The organism is Alteromonas nitratireducens (genome assembly GCF_040812025.1).
Taxonomy (GTDB): Bacteria; Pseudomonadota; Gammaproteobacteria; order Enterobacterales; family Alteromonadaceae; genus Alteromonas; species Alteromonas nitratireducens.
Genome location: NZ_JBFNPK010000002.1, coordinates 11,760 through 29,159, shown reverse-complemented (window position 1 = coordinate 29,159; position 17,400 = coordinate 11,760). Strand labels below are relative to the sequence as shown.

Annotated in this window: 13 protein-coding genes; 9 read left to right on the top strand and 4 right to left on the bottom strand. The window is 51.7% G+C overall.

The annotated features are described in order from the left end of the window. Positions 1-45 precede the first annotated feature (45 nt). The 5 genes from AB1N33_RS02745 (at position 46) to AB1N33_RS02725 (ending at position 6,065) form a co-directional block, all read left to right on the top strand. On the top strand, positions 46-1,038 hold the full coding sequence (locus tag AB1N33_RS02745; RefSeq protein WP_411270006.1) for a Vgb family protein: 993 nt from the start codon (positions 46-48) through the stop codon (positions 1,036-1,038). A gap of 142 nt (positions 1,039-1,180) precedes the next feature. Next, a complete protein-coding gene (locus AB1N33_RS02740; RefSeq protein WP_411270005.1) occupies positions 1,181-3,733 on the top strand; it encodes an efflux RND transporter permease subunit in 2,553 nt (850 codons plus the stop codon). Continuing rightward, on the top strand, positions 3,730-4,545 hold the full coding sequence (locus AB1N33_RS02735; RefSeq protein WP_411270004.1) for an outer membrane lipoprotein-sorting protein: 816 nt from the start codon (positions 3,730-3,732) through the stop codon (positions 4,543-4,545). The genes AB1N33_RS02740 and AB1N33_RS02735 overlap by 4 nt, the downstream gene beginning before the upstream one ends. Beyond that, positions 4,542-5,834 carry a hypothetical protein gene (locus tag AB1N33_RS02730; protein WP_411270003.1) on the top strand — a complete coding sequence of 431 codons (1,293 nt, stop codon included), beginning with the start codon at positions 4,542-4,544 and terminating at the stop codon, positions 5,832-5,834. Before AB1N33_RS02735 ends, AB1N33_RS02730 begins: the two co-directional genes overlap by 4 nt. A gap of 18 nt (positions 5,835-5,852) precedes the next feature. Next, complete coding sequence (locus tag AB1N33_RS02725; RefSeq protein ID WP_411270002.1) at positions 5,853-6,065, top strand: YgaP family membrane protein; 213 nt, start codon at positions 5,853-5,855, stop codon at positions 6,063-6,065. A gap of 55 nt (positions 6,066-6,120) precedes the next feature. Here the strand turns inward: AB1N33_RS02725 and AB1N33_RS02720 are convergent, their stop codons facing one another. Then, positions 6,121-6,945, bottom strand: coding sequence for a redoxin family protein (locus AB1N33_RS02720; RefSeq protein ID WP_411270001.1), 825 nt, complete (start codon positions 6,943-6,945; stop codon positions 6,121-6,123). Between the two features lie 90 nt (positions 6,946-7,035). Between AB1N33_RS02720 and AB1N33_RS02715 the strand changes: the two genes are divergently transcribed. From AB1N33_RS02715 to AB1N33_RS02705, 3 genes are all read left to right on the top strand, one after another. Then, positions 7,036-9,189, top strand: coding sequence for a putative bifunctional diguanylate cyclase/phosphodiesterase (locus AB1N33_RS02715; RefSeq protein WP_411270000.1), 2,154 nt, complete (start codon positions 7,036-7,038; stop codon positions 9,187-9,189). A 158-nt stretch (positions 9,190-9,347) separates the two neighbouring features. Next, positions 9,348-10,193 (top strand): pesticin C-terminus-like muramidase, encoded by an 846-nt coding sequence (locus tag AB1N33_RS02710; RefSeq protein ID WP_411269999.1) that lies wholly within the window; start codon positions 9,348-9,350, stop codon positions 10,191-10,193. A gap of 135 nt (positions 10,194-10,328) precedes the next feature. Beyond that, complete coding sequence (locus tag AB1N33_RS02705; RefSeq protein ID WP_411269998.1) at positions 10,329-11,654, top strand: mechanosensitive ion channel family protein; 1,326 nt, start codon at positions 10,329-10,331, stop codon at positions 11,652-11,654. A gap of 52 nt (positions 11,655-11,706) precedes the next feature. Here the strand turns inward: AB1N33_RS02705 and AB1N33_RS02700 are convergent, their stop codons facing one another. Together AB1N33_RS02700 and katG are read right to left on the bottom strand one after the other, a co-directional pair. After that, positions 11,707-12,183: a hypothetical protein gene (locus tag AB1N33_RS02700; protein WP_411269997.1), complete on the bottom strand. Its 477-nt coding sequence runs from the start codon at positions 12,181-12,183 to the stop codon at positions 11,707-11,709. A gap of 156 nt (positions 12,184-12,339) precedes the next feature. Then, entirely contained in the window at positions 12,340-14,634 is a 2,295-nt protein-coding gene (gene katG / locus AB1N33_RS02695; RefSeq protein WP_411269996.1) for a catalase/peroxidase HPI, read from the bottom strand. Between the two features lie 383 nt (positions 14,635-15,017). Here katG and AB1N33_RS02690 point away from each other — a divergent pair, with 383 nt between their 5' ends. Then, the gene (locus AB1N33_RS02690) at positions 15,018-16,175 is read left to right on the top strand and encodes a GGDEF domain-containing protein (RefSeq protein WP_411269995.1); all 1,158 of its coding nucleotides are present in this window, start codon (positions 15,018-15,020) and stop codon (positions 16,173-16,175) included. Positions 16,176-16,188: 13 nt separating this feature from the next. Here AB1N33_RS02690 and AB1N33_RS02685 read toward each other — a convergent pair whose 3' ends face one another. After that, on the bottom strand, positions 16,189-17,250 hold the full coding sequence (locus tag AB1N33_RS02685) for an MBL fold metallo-hydrolase (RefSeq protein ID WP_411269994.1): 1,062 nt from the start codon (positions 17,248-17,250) through the stop codon (positions 16,189-16,191). Between the last annotated feature and the right edge of the window lie 150 nt (positions 17,251-17,400).

Genomic DNA, 17,400 nt, shown 5'->3' with positions numbered 1-17,400 from the left:
CAATACTCATAGTTTTACTTCGCAAATAGAATGATGGTACCTACTATGCGACGAGCTCTTTTCATTGTTGTATTCATAATAACCTTCAATATTTACGCTGCAGTCACGTCAGATAACAAAGTATCTGCAGACGCAGGGCTAACCTCATGGCAGGTGCCATGGGAAAACACCCGCCCGAGAGATCCTATGCTCGACAGCAAAGGCAACGTCTGGTTTTGTGGGCAGCAGGGCAACTACATTGCACGACTCAACCCGACTACCGGTGAGTTCACCCGCTTTACGCTGCCCGACGCAAGCCATCCACATAACCTGATCATCGACACCCGCGACACCGTCTGGTACTCGGGTAACAGAAACGGGCATATTGGTGCACTCAACCCGCACACTGGCGAGATTACGCAATACCCTCTGCCGAAAAGCCAGGCCGGCGATCCGCATACCCTGGTGTTCGACAGTAAAGGAAATATCTGGTTCACGGTGCAGTGGGGCAATATTATTGGCTACCTTGATACGGCCTCGGGCGAGTTCACACTTTACGATGTGCCAATTGAGCGCGCCAGGCCGTATGGTATCAAGGTGGATAAAAATGATACTCTCTGGATTGTTTTACTTGGCACCAATCACCTGGCAACCATAAAAAATAAGACGCTGGCGCTTATCACTATCCCTGATGAAACTGCCCGCCCCCGACGTCTGGAAATCGATAAACAAGGCGACATCTGGTATGCCGACTACGCTGGCGGCAAGCTTGGCTTTTACAGCCCGGCGAGCGGCGAGTTTTCGAGCTGGACGCTGCCGACTGGATCCAAGTCATTTCCTTACGCGACTGCACTGGATGGTGACGGACACATCTGGCTGTCAGACACGTCCGCCATTCCAAATAAGCTGATTATGTTTAATCCGGTATCCCGAGTATTTGAAGCGGTTCTGGACGTGCCGTTTGGCGGACATATCCGGCACACGTATTACGCCCCCGAATCAGGTGAAATCTGGTTTGGAACCGACACGGGATACATTGGAAAACTGTCGGTGAATTAAATGATTAGCCGACAATGGGGGCAAAGAAAATTCTGTCTTAAAGCCGTACTTTTATGAAATTTAGCTATAAGTAAAACGTCACTGGCGTTTCTCGCGGAAGTCTGATAAATTCGCAATATAAGATTTTTCTAATGTAAAAATTATGAAAGCGATAAAATCCGCACTGCTACACTACTGTACTGTCAGGCCCAAACTGATTTATGGGGTCTTACTGATCATCTCGCTTGTCGCCGCAAGCCAGCTTCCGCGTATTCAAATAGACACGGATCCGGAAAACATGCTGCCATCCGACCACCCTGCACGTGTTTTTCATAACCAGGTAAAGTCTGACTTTACGATGTATGACGCCATTGTGGTTGGTGTTGTGAATGAGTCCGGCGAGGGCGTATTCAACAAAGATACACTGAATGCAATTTATCAGGTCACCGATGCAATTCTGACCATGGACAACGTGGTCTCGGCCGATGTGATGTCGGTCTCGACGGTGGACAATATTACGCAATCCGGCCCGGGGACCATCCGTTTTGCCTGGATGATGCCATCTCCGCCGAAAACCGACGCGCAGGCTGAACAAATTGGTGAGGATCTTCGCCGCTTACCGCTGCTGAACGAGACGCTGGCAGCCGGTAATGGCGAGGCCGCGGCAATTTACGTCCCGCTCAACGATAAGAACGAAAGTTATCGTATTGCTGAGCAAATCCGCGCGATCACCGCTCAGTACCAACAGGTCGGTAACTGGTATATCACCGGTCTGCCGGTTGCAGAGGATCAGTTCGGTTACGAGATGTTCGTACAGATGGGCATTTCAGCGCCTTTGGCCGGCCTGACTATTTTCATTCTGCTGTTCGTATTCTTTCGCAATTTCCCGCTGATTACCGCGCCGATGATCGTGGCGATGGCGACCGTGATCATTGTCATGGGCGCACTCATCGGCATGGGCTTTACCGTGCATATCATGTCATCAATGATTGCCATTTTCCTGATGCCAATTGCCGTGGTCGACTCGGTCCATATTCTGTCTGAATTCAGCGACCGCTATAAGCCCGGCAGTGATTTGAAAGAGACCATTGAAGACGTCATCGGGCACCTGTTTACACCGATGCTGTACACCTCGATTACGTCTGCCGTCGGTTTCTATTCACTGATGCTGACCCCGATCCCGCCGGTGAAAATTTTCGGTGCGTTCGTTGGCTCAGGTATTTTGCTGGCGTTTCTTATCACGGTCACCTTCATTCCGGCTTACCTTTCCCGTATGAGTGACGCAGCGCTGTCGCGTCTTCAGGACGCCCTGCACGACGACAACGAGCATCGCTCTGTCATTGCGACGGCGGCGAAGAAAATTGGCGCATTCGCCACGCAGCGCGCACGCCTTATTCTTACGGTATTTATCGCCGTATTCGGTGTCGCAGTATGGGGCATCAGCCAGATCCAGATTAACGATAATCCGGTGCGCTGGTTCAAGGAATCCCATGAAATCCGTATTGCAGATCGGGTGCTGAACAAGCATTTCGCCGGTACCTATGACGCGTATCTGGTGCTGACCGACACCACGACACTGCCAGCCGCTGACAACCTGCTGGCAACGCCACCATCCTCACTGACCGACTGGCGCAACAACGTACTGGAAGAAACCCGGTCACTGCCGTTGGCTGACCAGTTACAACAGGTATTGAACGCCATTGATGACAAGAGCTTTGAGGTCGACAGCGACGACGCGATGAGCTATCTGGACTCGGCACGTCTGCGCCTTGAACAGGCGCTGGAAAAAAGTAAGCGGTTCTCCTCTCCGGCGGTCCTGGCTTATATTGCTGACCTGCAGGATTATCTCGCCGCGTCGGGGTTGGTCGGCAAATCGAACTCACTGGCAGATGTGGTCAGAACCGTGAACCGCGAACTTCGCTCGGGCGAGCAGCAGGATTACGTTCTGCCTGACAGTCAGCGCGGTGTTGCGCAGACGCTGTTGCAGTATCAGTCGTCTCACCGGCCTAATGACCTCTGGCACTTTGTCACGCCGGATTACCGCTCATCACTGATCTGGCTGCAACTCACCAGCGGTGACAACCAGGATATGAGCAGTGTGGTGAAACTGGTCAGTGACTATACTGACACGCATCCGCTTCCAGACGGTGTCGAGGCAAAGTGGGCAGGTAAGGCCTACCTCAATGTGGTATGGCAGGACAACATGGTCTCAGGCATGCTTGAAAGCCTGATCAGTGCCTTCGTGATCGTACTTATTATGATGGTGCTGCTGTTCCGCTCTCTGGCCTTCGGCATTGTGGCCATGCTGCCGCTCACCCTGACCATTGCCTTTATCTATGGCCTGATTGGCATTATTGGTAAGGACTATGACATGCCAATCGCGGTGCTGTCCGCACTAACACTGGGACTCAGCGTTGACTTTGCCATCCACTTTATTGAACGGGCCCGCGCCATTTACAGTGAAACCGGTGACCTGGCCGCAACAATGAAAGCCATGTTTGGTGAACCCGCCACAGCAATCAGCCGCAACGCACTTGTTATCGCACTGGGCTTTACGCCATTGCTGTTTGCCCCGTTAGTCCCTTACATCACCGTAGGGGTGTTCCTTGCCAGCATTATGGCCGTGTCTGCACTGGTCACCCTGCTGATGTTACCTGGCGTAATGATTACTGCGCGTGCGTGGCTGTTTCCTGCCCGCCAAAAAGGAGAAAAATGATGTTAAGACAATTTGCGAACAAGAAAGTATTGCTACAGCTTAGCCTGTTACTTTCCACGGTATCATCTGCTGCCGTTGTCGCAGAGACGGATATTCCGGCGCTGATTAAAACCGCCGAGAAAGCGGCTTATTATGCCGGCGAAGACGGACGCAGCCAGGCACGTATGATGATTGTGGATGCACAGGGCAGAAAGCAGTTTCGCCAGTTCACTATTTTGAGAAAAGATGTCGAGGACAACGGCGACCAGAAAATGCTGGTTTTCTTCAGTCAGCCCTCCGACGTCAGAGATACCGTCTTTCGGGTTGAAAAGCATGCGGATGTCGCTGTCGATGATGACCGCTGGTTATATCTGCCTGCACTTGATTTGGTAAAACGCATCTCAGCGGGCGATAAACGCACTTCGTTTGTTGGTTCCCATTTCTTTTACGAGGACGTATCCGGGCGTGCCACCGAAGAAGATACCTTCTCTCTGATAGAAGAAACGGACACCGCGTACCGTCTTAAAGCGGTACCTAAAAACCCGGACAGCGTTGAGTTTACCTACTACGAGGTAACCATTGATAAAGCCACATCGCTGCCGGTACTGATCAATTTCTTCGATGGCGGTGATAGCCCGTATCGCCGGGTAGAAAGCGTTAAGGTAGAAACCATTCAGGGCTTCCCAACCGTGCTGCGTTCAAAAGTATCCGACCTTAAAAATGGCGGCTACACACTGATGGAGTTTCGCGACCCGCAGTATAACATTGCCCTGCCGGACGATATTTTTTCTGAGCGTAGCCTGCGTAATCCGCCACGGGATTATCTGCAATGATAAAATCTGTACCTGTTGCCGCACTGCTGCTGTGTAGCAGTGTGGCTATTGCTGCTCCGCAGGACGACGACCCCTGGTCTGACTGGGACATGGAAGCGCCTGAAGCCAATCCCATCACCGGTTTTGTGGAAGTGGCCAGTTCGCAGCGTCTGCAAAACGATCCTGCAATCAACAGTGATACCACGCTTGGCGATGTCCGGGCACAGATAAAGTGGGACAAAACGCTGACGCAGGGCGCAGTGAGTTTTACGTCTGATATCTATTATGACGGCGTCCTCAATGACACCGAATTTCAGCTTCGCGAACTTTACTGGCAGGGAAATCTGGGCTTTTTAGGTGAAGCGGGTAAACGTTTTGATCTAAAAGCGGGTCAGCAAATCCTCACCTGGGGTACCGGCGACTACCTGTTCTTAAATGATTTGTTCGCAAAAGATTTTCAGTCATTTTTCTCCGGACGTAACGATGAGTATTTAAAAGCGCCGTCGTTTTCCATCAAGCTGTCAGGCTTCTTTGACATTGCCAATGTTGACCTGGTCGTCACCCCACGCTTTGCGCCGGATACCTACATCAATGGCGACTATTTCTCGTTCTTTAACCCCATGCTGGGCACCAATATCGCGCCAGGATTTACCGTATCGGGCGACAACCGGCCTGACGTTCCGGAATGGGCAATGCGTATTTACAAGAGCGTCGACGGCGTTGATCTGGCGCTGTATGGCTACCGGGGTTTTCACAAGTCCCCGAATAGCTTTGACGAACAGGGGCAGCCCCGCTTTGCCAGACTCAATGTGACCGGTGCCAGCGCGATATGGACGGCGCTGGATGGCCTGATGAAAGCAGAGTACGCATTTTACAATTCGATTGAAGATCCCGATGGCAACAATCCCTTTGTGCCTAACGATCAAAGCCGCTTTCTGGTTGGTTACGAGCGCGAACTGATTGCGAATCTGACCGGCAGTGCGCAGTGGTATCTGGAACACAATCATGATTACGATGCACTGATTGCGGCCTCTCCCTGGCCGGTTTACGAGCCAGAGGAAAACCGCCATGTCATCACCGCGCAGCTCTCATACCGGATGCTGCAGGATACACTGACCCTTAACTGGTTTACTTTTTATTCGCCCACTGACGATGACGCATATAGCCGCTTCCGGGCGACTTATAGCCCGGTTGATGACTGGGCGCTATCGGGTGGTCTTAACCTGTTTACCGGTGACAAACCGTTCACCTTTTTTGGCCAGTTTGAAGATGCAAGCAATGTGTTTGCGTCATTCCGTTACTACTATTAGTTTTTTAGGAGCATTTGTATGTCTGCTGAACGTGCCTTAACCGCTTTTGCGGGTTTTATGGTGTTACTGTCTGTCGCTCTGACAGTATGGGTCCACCCTAATTTTGTCTGGTTTACCGTGTTTATCGGTGCCAACCTGTTTCAACAAAGTTTCACCGGTTTTTGCCCGGCCACTATCGTATTGCGTAAAGTGTTTGGTTTTAAAACCGAGCGTGAACTGGCGCAGCAATAACCTCCTGTAGACACGCGTAAAACGTGCCCTTAACCAGCCCACAATCAGTCACTGGTCACTCTGATGTGATCAGTGACAGATAATGGTTGAGACTGGCCGCCGACAATTCTCCCATATGCTGTTTAATCAGTTTCCCGCGGGCATCAAAAAACAGTGTGGTAGGCAGCCCAGCCGACCCTGTCGTTTTAGCGGCCTGTTGTTGTCTGTCGAACAGCAGATTATTGAGTGTCAGACCCTCGGCATGCAAATATTGCGTTACCGTCTGCGCATTTTCCCCCTGATTAACAAACACGATCTGCACATCGTTTCTGTGGGCCTGGGCATTTGACAGCACCGGCATTTCACGCCGGCACGGCGGACACCACGACGCCCAATAGTTAACCACCAGCGGCTGCCCACGGAAACTAACAAGATTAATCACATCGCCATCAGGTGTCATCACATTCACAGACGGGATCCCGCTGTCGCGATAGGATGCTTCCAGCGCCGCCTGCCCGCCATAAAAAATACTCAGTGACACTAAGGCGCTGACCGCCAGCGACAGGCTCAGCCTGCGATACCGGATAATCATCAGCCCGCCGACAAAGAGGCCGGCCAGAATACCCCACGTTGCGTCGAAACCACCATCGCGGACATTGATCATCTGCCAGAGGTCGCGCTGGTAATCATTCCAGTAATGCGCGACAAAACTCGCTCTGGCGGTCACAAAGGTGACCGCCAGTATCAGTATCCCTACCCTGCCGGCCTGTCTGACATACTCTGGGTGACTGGCAAAGCGGCGCGCAGCTGTGCGCATCAGTACGCTGTAAAACACATAGGCGCTTAACAACACAAGCAGTGCACTCACTGGCAGCGCCAGCGGTCCCAGCGACAAGCTCATTTTGACTCCTTACTCAGGAACATGGCACAGTTGCCGCAAGTTCCTGTTTCTCTGTTATGATTAACGCATTGCTTCGCGTACTTGTCATTCATGAATAAACCAGACCTGACGAACGACGATATTTTTTCGCTGTTTGATATGCTGCCAGATATTGTCATCCTTGTTGATGACAGGAGGCGTATTATCTGGGCAAATCAGCGCATCACGCTGTTGGGTTATTTCCAGGCGTCGCTGACGGATGTCAGTTTGTCAGCACTCATCGCCGATGACGTCCCCTTCAGCAATGGCCATCAGCAGGTTCAGGTTATCCCTGGTAAGGACACGTCAGCGCGGTTTCTGGCGGCACCGTCTGATACATCAGCGCGTACCACCTATCAGTTGACCCGAATTCGCGTAAAAGTCGAGGCCGGCGACAGACTGATGCTGGTATTAAGCGAAGTTAGCAGCCATGCTGATCTGACCGCGCGCCTCAACCATGTCGAAATGCTGCTCTCTGAGTCCCAGTCTATTGCAAAAATGGGAAGCTGGGACTGGAATATTGAGAACGGGTCACTGTCATGGTCCGAACAGATTTATACCATGTTCGGGCTGGCACCCGATGAGTTTGCCGCCAGCTACGACGCCTTCCTGCAAATGATTCACCCGGACGACAGGGCATTGGTTGAAAACGCCGTTGCCAGTGCGCTTGATCATGGCAAAACGTATCAGGTGAACCATCGGATTATTCGTCCTGACGGCGAAATCCGCTATGTCACTGAGCGCGGCAGACTTTACTATAATGCTCAGGGTAATGCGGTCCGTATGATCGGCACCATACTGGATATTACCGATGATTATCACAAGCAGCAGGCGTTAGCGGAAGCAAATGCAAAAATTGAGGCGCATCAGGTACAGTTGCGCCAGCTTGCTTACCACGACGGCTTAACCGGCTTACCCAACCGTAATTTCTTTATCAGTCACGTCGATGAACTGATCGCCACCTCGGTTTCAGTTGCGGCCAGCTTTGCCATTATGTATATCGACCTGGACGGATTTAAGGAAATTAACGATTCACAGGGTCATGCGGCAGGCGATTTGGTGCTCAAGGAAGTGGCGTCGAAACTTCGCCACCTGTTGCCTCAGGATGCCGTTCTTGCCCGTTTAGGCGGTGATGAGTTTGGGGTGCTGCTCGGCGGTTTGACGGACGAGGCACTGCAGGAAAAAGCCGAGCACCTGGTTGCCGGCCTGCCGTTTCATAAAAGCTATGGCGAACTCACCCTCAAAGTCACTGCCAGTATCGGCATCGCCCTGTTCCCGCGGGATGGTAAAACCGTCTCAGAGCTAATCCAAAAAGCCGATATTGCAATGTACCGGTCAAAAGCCAGCGGCAAAAACCGTTATCAGTTTTTTGAACCTTCCATGTCACGCGCCCAGGTAGAGCGTATCAAACTCATTTCTGATCTGGAGCATGCACTGGAGAATGAAGAATTTGATGTGTATTTCCAGCCACAGGTGCCTGTGATTGGCTCTGACAAACTCTATGCGGAAGCCCTGATACGCTGGCATCATCCCACGCGGGGTTACATTTCACCCGCGGACTTCATTCCGCTTGCGGAAGAAACCGGTCTGATCATTGATATTGGTGAACTGGTATTCCGTGACGTCTGCACGCTCATTCATACCTGTAAACATATTCTCAAACAGGACATTTGTGTTGCCGTGAATTTGTCGGTCGTTCAGCTTTACTATGACCAGTTGCTGACCAAATTTAACGACATTATGGAAGCCCACGAAGTTCGCCCTCAGGATATCGAATTTGAGGTCACCGAAAGTGCACTGATGAAAGACGTAGATGCCGCCAGACAGGTATTGCGGTCTTTCCAGGAAAACGGCTCAAGCGTCGCACTGGATGATTTTGGCACCGGGTACTCCTCGCTCAGTTATCTGGCTAATCTGCCCATTGATACCATTAAAGTGGATCGTGAGTTTGTCAAAGTTATCACCGCTGACAATCCGCACTCTCCCATCTGTAAAGCGGTTATCTCGCTGGCTCACAGTCTGCACAAAAAAGTGATTGCAGAGGGTGTTGAAACCACTGAGCAAATGACATTCCTTTCCGATAACCGCTGCGACATGCTGCAGGGTTTTTTGTTGTCACGCCCGTTACCGGCCGTGGCGTTGTTCGACTTAATTGAGAGTCAAACCTGGCCGACAACGGCATCCACACACGCCAGTGTCTTTGAGGCGTCGGACGGCGCGCCCTGACATCGCAGACCGGGGTCATCGGCTTGGCAGTTTCATCCACGCTGACTATAGTGTAACTGCGCGCCAAGCAATTATTTTCCGTCTGAAAACCGGGCCAGTTGTGGCTGCCAGTATTGCGTTGGATACGGTTTCTGACCCCACGCTTACAAGGAGGCAGCATGCTCACCATGAATGACGGTTTTCCAAATCAGCGGCCCGGCAGCCGCTCAGAAGTCAAACACCTTCAAAGACTGCTAAACCATACCGGCTTTACCCTGACCGCCGACGGTTACTTTGGCCAGGCAACCAAAGATGCCGTCATGCGTTTCCAGCAAGCCGAATCCTATCCGGCTACCGGAGACGTGGATGATGCGACCTGGCAGGCGCTGGAAAAACGACTGGCAGCCAGACTGACCGATGCAGCTACTGCCCCGACAGCGTTACCTGACACTGAACTGGAAGGGTTTCGCGGCGACAGTCACTGGATCCACCAGCGAGAGGGACACGCAGGAAAGGCCTATTGGCCCGGTGGCGCTTCAGGGGTAACACTGGATCCGGGATTTGATTTGGGCCATCAGGAAACGGACGCCATCAGACAGCACTTTTCTGCTTTCCTGTCCCCCGAGCAACTGGATGCCTGTATTCAGTGTATTGGTATCACCGGCGAAGAAGCGCGTTCGCGTCTTGATGAATCAGCGGTACTGGGCAGTATCAGAGTCAGCCGTGAGCAGGCCGAGCAGGTTTTCCCTGCGGTGCTGGCACCGTACTGGGAGGCGATATCACGTCGTTTTCCGGTCCTTACGAGCGCATCCACGCCGCCAGCCGTGCAAACCGCGTTATTATCACTGGCCTTCAATCGCGGCGCCTATAACCGGGACCTGGCGTCACTGTCGGAGCCACTGGCGGAGCATGACTGGATGCGGGTGGGTACACGTATCGGGCAGATGCAGCAGAATCATTCGCTGGCAGGTATTCGTAAACGACGAAAAATGGAGGGTGACCTTATCCTTGATGCAGCGGAATAAGCAAGATAGCGGCTAGCCCGAACATAAAAAATAATCGTAAGCATGGAATAAAAAGGCTTTACGCCATGGATGTAAGGCGATACAAAGCCCACTCATGCCCATACAGGAAGGGCACCTTAACAACAGAGCAGGATTATGAGTATAGAAAAAATCACTGAACAGCTTGTCGGGTTTACCCAGCGCGCTATTGATGCCGTGCTAAGTGCAGAATTCATTATGCAGTTGTCCATCATTGGCGGCATCTACCTGATGAGTTTCCTGCTTGCCAGCCGGGTTAAAAAGCATTTCACGTATACTCGTCAGGCCCCTGAGGAAGGGACAAACTCGTTCCATCTGTTGCTTTACCGGCTGGGTGGCGCTATTTTTCCGGTTCTGACCATTTGCTTCCTGAAGTTCTCCACGATGCTTGGTCAGCAATATCAGTTTGACGCCTGGCTGCTCGATATTGCCCTGATCATTGCGGTACTGATTTTTCTTAATTCGTTTATCAGTGGGTTTGTCACCAATACGGTGGCCGCTGCCTTCATGCGCTGGATTGGTCTGCCCATTGTCTTTTTACATCTGACCGGGGTGTTACCCGGCATTATCGATGCCCTGTCCTCATTGTCACTGTCTGTGGGCAACGTCTCGGTATCAGTCTATGGCATTCTGCGGGTGCTGATATTTGGGGCCCTGCTGTTCTGGCTCGGTCGCGCTTCCAACGTTGTCGGTCAGGACATCATTCGTAACCATAAGAAACTCGACATCACGACCAAGGAAGTGTTTGCCAAGCTCTTTGAAGTGGCTCTGTTCTGTATTGGTTTTTTACTGCTGCTCAATATCATGGGCATTAACCTCACTGCACTGGCCGTATTCGGTGGTGCGGTGGGTGTCGGTTTAGGTCTGGGACTACAGTCTATCGCATCAAACTTTATCTCCGGCATTATCATATTGCTGGATCGTTCGCTTACTGTCGGTGACTACGTGGAGCTGGAGGATGGCAGTAAAGGGTTTGTGCGTGAGTTTAAAATGCGCTACGCCGTGCTGGAGACCTACGACGGCAAAGACATTCTGGTTCCCAACGAGAAGTTCATTAACTCCCTGTTGATCAACTGGACACATAAAGATCCAAAGCAACGCTATCGCATCGATTTTTCGGTTGCCTACAAAACTGACATTCGTGCCATGGTTGAGATTGTTAAGGAGGCGGTGGCTGAACACCCGCAGGTGATAAGCGGTGACCACATTCCCATTGAGGAGCGCCCGGACTGTGAAATAGACAGCTTTGGCGACTCCGGGGTAAATATGTTTGTTGAATTCTGGATGGAAGGGATAGACGATGGCAAAAACCGGGTTGGTGGTGACCTGCTGCTGATTGTGTTTGAGACACTGCGCAAACACAACATTGAAATTCCGTTCCCGCAACGCGAAGTCCGGGTATTGAATGACCATGCCGCCGGAATAACCAACACAACACCGTAATACCCTATCGTGGCCAGCCTTGGCGGGCCACGTCACTCACCGGCCGCCTCTGTCAGGACAGTTTTTCCCACTCCAGGTTTTCTCCGCTCAGGCCAAGTGCGTTAGCAAATTGTGAATAGTCGTCCCGCCCCATCGCAAGTGCAGCGGCTTTGAGCTGAGACTTTGCCCGCACCGCTTTAACCTGCAGCAGGTCAAGTCGTCTGTCAGCCTGTTCGTCAAATTCAGCATCAATAATGGCGTGGGCTTTTTGATCGGCTTCCCAGAACACCAGGACATTCGATGCCATCTTAAGATGCACCCCAACCATTTGCTTTTTAGCCAGCAGGGCATGCAGGCCCGCTTGTTTTACCAGCACACCGAACTGGTTTTCCGTAACATGATCAAGTTCATCAAGGATTTGCTGAAGCCCCCGGCAATACTGTTCAACAAGACGGACATGCGCCGGCGATGCATAGTCTTTCGCGCTGAGCGTGGCAATATCGTCTTTCACAATATCCAGATTGACAAGGTGACGCTGTAACGCAGACATGATGCCGGTTCCGGTGGAAAAACATCTATTCTAGCACCCTATTGCGCAGTTTTTTACTCTAAACGACGCCTGTATGCCCGTTTCCAGTCGGTAATTTATGGGTAACAGGCAATAAAAAAGCCAGCGTTCGCTGGCTTTTTCGGTTAGTTCATCACCTTAGAGCGGTGTGTCATGATGCAGGTCGAAACGATCCAGCATCATTACTTTGTGCCATGCATTGACAAAGTCATGCACAAACTTCTCTTTCGAGCCGTCGAAGGCATAGACTTCTGCAACTGCACGCAGTTCAGTGTTTGAACCAAATACCAGGTCTACCGGTGTTGCGGTGAACATGGCTTCGCCCGTCTTACGGTCAACACCTTCATAGATGCCGTCCATATCGGTTTTCTGCCACTTGATCCCCATATCCAGCAGGTTCACAAAGAAGTCATTCGACAGTACGCCTGGCTTGTCGGTAAACACACCGTGCTTGGTATTGTCGGTATTCGCGCCCAGTGCGCGCATACCGCCTACCAGTACAGTCATTTCAGGTACCGTCAGATTCAGCTGATCGGCTTTGTCTACCAGACTATCCGCAGGGCCTTCGTAGCTGGTTTCTGCATTGAAGTAGTTGCGGAAACCATCTGCTTTAGGCTCCAGGTTGCTGAACGACGCCACGTCCGTCATTGCCTGCGTCGCGTCACCACGACCTGGTGTAAACGGCACAGTGACTTTCACGCCCGCATCCGCAGCCGCTTTTTCGATAGCGGCAGCACCGGCGAGTACGACCATGTCAGCCATCGAAATTTTCTTATTGCCAGATGCCTTCTTGTTGAAATCTTTTTGAATAGATTCCAGTTTTGCCAGCACCATTTTCAGCTCTTCAGGGTCATTTGCATCCCAACTGACTTGTGGCTCCAGACGGATACGCGCACCGTTAGCACCACCGCGCATATCTGACGCACGGAAGCTGGATCCTGCCGCCCACGCGGTTTTCACCAACTGAGACACACTCAGACCAGAATCCATGACCGCCGCTTTCAGCTTGGCTACGTCTTTATCATTAACCAGTGCATGATCAACTGCCGGAACAGGGTCCTGCCAGATGAAATCTTCCTGCGGAATGTCGTTACCCAGATAACGTGCTTTAGGTCCCATATCACGGTGTGTCAGCTTGAACCACGCTTTCGCGAAGGCCTTCTGATACTCTTCCGGGTTAGCCAGGAAGCGCTCTGCAATCTTGCGGTATTCCGGATCATATTTCAGTGCCAAATCGGCAGTGGTCATGACCGGCGGGTTTTTCTTACCCTCAATGTGCGCATCTGGCACTGTGGTGTGCATTTTCTTATCTTTTGGTACCCAGATAATTGCACCACCCGGACTGCGGGTCTGCTCCCACTCATTGTTCAGCAGGTTTGACAGATACAGTGTCGTCCAGCGCGTAGGCGCCTGCGTCCACGCACCTTCCAGACCACTGGTTACCGTGTCTTCAGAGTGACCTTTACCACATTTGTTTTTCCAGCCCAGCGCCTGATCTTCCAGCGGTGCTGCACCTGGTTCAGGGCCAAGGCAATCTGCGGCTTTGTGGGCACCATGCATTTTACCGAAGGTGTGACCACCCGCTACCAGCGCAACAGTCTCTTCATCATTCATTGCCATACGGCCGAATGCCACGCGGATGTTCTTCGCTGATCCCATTGGATCCGGCTTACCTTTAGGACCTTCAGGGTTAACATAAATCAGACCCATGTGCGTTGCGCCAAGAGGACGCTGCAGGTGTCCGCCTTTATCTTCACGGTCACTGGCCAGCATTTCTACTTCCGGCCCCCAGTAAACCAGATCCGGTTCCCAGTCATCCGAACGACCACCTGCGAAACCATAGGTATCAAAACCCATGTTTTCCATACCCACGGTGCCAGCCAGGATCATCAGGTCGCCCCATGACAGCGCTTCACCGTACTTCTGCTTGATTGGCCACAGCAGACGACGGGCTTTATCAAGGTTACCGTTATCCGGCCAGCTGTTAAGCGGGTCAAAACGCATCTGACCACCGTCACCGCCACCACGGCCATCCAGCGTACGATACGTACCTGCACTGTGCCATGCCAGACGGATAAAGAACGGGCCATAGTTGCCCCAGTCAGCTGGCCACCAGTCCTGCGACGTTGTCAGCAGTTCATTGACGTCTTTTTTGACCTGGTCAAGGTCCAGCTTGCTGAACGCTTCAGCATAATTGAAGTCTTCGCCCAGTGGGTTAGAACGCGGGTCGTGACTTCTCAGTGGCGTTAAATCAAGCTGCTCCGGCCACCAGAAGTTGTTGGACTTGGGCGTAAAGGCTTTTGACATGCCCGAGCCTTTCGCGCCTTCCGGCTTGCTCATCTGTTTGTGGTTATCTGCAACCGCGCAACCTGAACCAAGCGCAAGTGCGACAAGACCAGACAATACAGTTTTCTTGAAACTTCTCATTGCCATCTTTTTCACCTTGTTTATGTTGTGATTGTGAATGAATAGGATTGGCTAACAACGACGCTCAATTGTTAACCAAAAGTTAATCTTTGATACAGTACGTTTAAAGTAGTCAAGAAAGCTCATTCCGTACAACTGATAAAATCAATGTTGCTGATTGAAAAATATGATTAATCTTGTCACCACCACCGCTTTGGTCTCATTCGGCATGAGATATGCCAAATGAAAATTTGGCAGTGAACATGACGTTACGTATCACTTTTGATACATGCCACCTTAAATCGATACGCTAGTCCGCATCGTAGTCACCCGACAGGTTGATATACTCGGGTCATCAATAGCCAGGGATACGGCTGCTTTTGACAGATGACGTGGAGTAAAAACGTCCTATGATGCTTCCAGTCGGGATCACTGTGGCCTTCGTCATTAACCTGACCATTGCCATCTACTTCGGCTACCTGTGGAAACAGGCTGAAGAAAAACAAGCGGCTTTTCGCTACTGGGCCATTGCCTGTGGCGTGTTTTGTGCTGGCATCGTTTTACACGTCGCTGCCACATGGTTCCCCTCAGTCCCCGTTTTCAGCGTCATTGCCAGTCTAAGTGTGTTTGGTTCTGCCTACATGCTGTTTACCGGGATCCGGTTTTATCCGCTTGCTCAGGTGCACGCCAAGCTGGCAAGCCAGGCGCGTTTCCTCTTCTTATCCGGCAGTCTGGTTATCAGCATTGCAGGTCTTATCGCCCAGGCGTCAGGTGCTGTAGCCTCGGTACTGATGGCCGTTATGCTGCTTTTCTGTGAAGGCGGCTTTTACCAGCGCCGTTCGCCACACTATGGTCATCTTATGACGGCATTCAGAGTCACGCTATCGCTGCACGCGTTTGTGCTGTTTTTCCAGGGCGGTGTGATTTTACTGAAACTGGCCAGCACCCACAGCAGTGACATACAGCGTCTGTTTGAATTGTCTTTGCTGTCGCACTTGTTGCTGGCAGTGGCAACCGCGGCACTGCTGCCGTTTTTATACATGTCAGTAAAAAAACAACACTGGGAAAAGGTGGCGAACGAAGATGAAATGACCGGTCTGCTTAGCCGCAGGGCGTTTATCAGTCAGTCGCTTCAGATCCTTGAAAGCAGCGCCGGAGGCTCGTCATCACTACTTATTGTGGATATTGATTATTTTAAACAAATCAATGATGAGTATGGCCACCCGGCGGGAGACGAAGTGCTTAAACGCGTTGCACAGTCGCTCAAAAGTGGCATTCGGGGTACCGACATTATTGGCCGCCTGGGTGGCGAGGAATTTGCTATCATGATGCCTGGCCTGGCTGCTGAACACGCCCATATGGTGGCTGACCGTCTGCTTAAACGCGTTGCTGACCTGTCTATCACAGTAGAGGGTCATGCTATTCATACCACTGTCAGTATCGGAATTGCGGCATCATCCGGCATTTTATACACCTGGAATGAGCTGTTCAGTCAGGCTGACAGCGCCCTCTACTCTGCGAAACAGCAGGGACGGAATCTGGTCTTCACCTATAACGGTGCCTGCTAGTACAGGCAGGCGCTTAGTCAGCAACAATATCTGACGGCACGTCCTGCTGATTGTCTGCTATCTCCCGTCGTACGGTTTTATAACGGTCAGGCCCTTGTGTTGAGCGGATCCGGGTCATTTTCTCTTCCTCCACCAGATAATTTAGGTGAGACTGACACTCGGCAACCGCAAAGCCAAGGTTATGCGGGTTCAGGGTACGCGAAAACATTACCGGCAAACATTCTTTCAGCGTCTTTGGTGATGTGCAGGCTTCGAGCAAATCCGCTAAATGGCGGGCATGGTGGTCCTTAAGCGCATGCACGCGCTGATGCAACCCGGTAAACGGGCGATTATGCGCCGGCAGTACCAGTGTTTGTTGCGGGAGATGCAAAAAAGGTGTCAGGGTAGACAGATAGTCTGCCAGGCTACCGGCATCTGGCTCAGTGCTGTATGCGCCAATGTTGGGCGAGATCTCAGGCAGGATATGGTCACCCGCAATCAGGATGTGACGCTCCTGACAGTAAAGGCAGACATGCTCGGGAGAATGTCCCCGTCCAATCATCACCTGCCATTGCTGCTGGTTAATTGTCAGCGTCTGGCCCTCTTTGAGCCGTCGATAACTTACCGGCACAGGCGACACAACGTGTCCGAAGCCTTTGCCTGATCCCATCAGTGACCGGCACTCGTCTTCATTCATGCCCGCCCGGACAAAATGCAATTCGTCCTGCCAGCGTGATGCGCCTGCAGCACCATTCAGCAACGCTCTTGCTGCAAAGTACTCGGTTTGTGACATATAGAGTGGCACCCTGTGCTCATCGCACAACCAGCCGGCCAGCCCAATATGATCCGGGTGCATGTGGGTCACGATTACCCCCACAATCGGTTTGTTCAGACTCGCGGTAATGGCTTCCCAGTGCGCCCTAGCAGTATCGGTTCCCAGTCCGCAGTCAACAATCCACCAACCATGCCTATCCTCCAGCAGATACAGGTTAATGTGATTGAGGTCAAAGGGAAGTGGCATTCGCAGCCACAGTACTCCCTCAGCAACCTGGGTAACCTGACCGCCCTCGGGAACAGAAAAATCGGGATAGTGCATACATGGCCTCGGCATCACTGGATAATATGGTTTTACTGAATGGCTAAGTTGAATACAAACTGTAATGGCTGATACTTTGCTATTTGATACACTTATAAATACGCGGGCAGCAGACGATACCTGCACTGTCCTGGCCAGGAATTTGTGGAG